Annotated in this window: 1 protein-coding gene; it reads left to right on the forward strand. The window is 66.7% G+C overall.

The window, feature by feature from the left end:
• A partial coding sequence (locus tag HWX25_RS32725; RefSeq protein WP_208456508.1) for an Ig-like domain-containing protein occupies positions 1-681 on the forward strand: 681 nt, incomplete at both ends.

A 681-nucleotide genomic window follows, 5' to 3' on the forward strand; every position in this document is an offset into this window, starting at 1 on the left:
GCGGTGCAGGGCCCGATCGTGAACCACGGGACGACGGACGATACGACGCCGACGCTGAAGGGCTCGGCGGAGCCGGGCGCGGTGGTGACGATCTACGACGGCGGCAAGGCGATCGGCTCGACCGTCGCGAACGCGGCGGGCGGCTGGTCGTTCACGCCGGGCACCCCGCTCGCGGATGGCGAGCATGATTTCACGGTGACGGCGCGGGACGCGGCGGGCAATGAAAGCGGCGCAAGCGAGTCGTTCAACGTCACCGTCGATACGTCGGCGCCGGCTAGACCGTCGATTGCAGAAGTGATTGATAACGTCGGTAACGTGACCGGGCCGCTGAAGCCGCACGATACGACCGACGATACGCAACCGATGCTCAAGGGCACGGCCGAAAAGAACAGCGTAGTGCTGATCTACGACACGGCGTTTGGCGCGAAGGTGCTGCTGGGCAGCACGCAGGCGGATGCGGACGGCCACTGGTCGTTCCGGCCCGGTTCGCCGCTGACCGAAGGGCAGCACGAACTGACGGCTGTTGCACGCGATATTTCGGGTAACGAAAGCGAGCCGAGCGACGGCTTTGATTTCACGCTGCAGGTGGGCGGGGTGCCGAGCGCACCGTCGATCACGGGCGTGTTCGACGCGGTCGAGCCGCAGGTGGGCAATGTCGCGCCGAACGGCGAGACGAACGAC

Origin of the sequence: Burkholderia sp. BCC1640 (assembly GCF_902833125.1) — a bacterium.
In the GTDB taxonomy this organism is placed as follows: domain Bacteria; phylum Pseudomonadota; class Gammaproteobacteria; order Burkholderiales; family Burkholderiaceae; genus Burkholderia; species Burkholderia diffusa.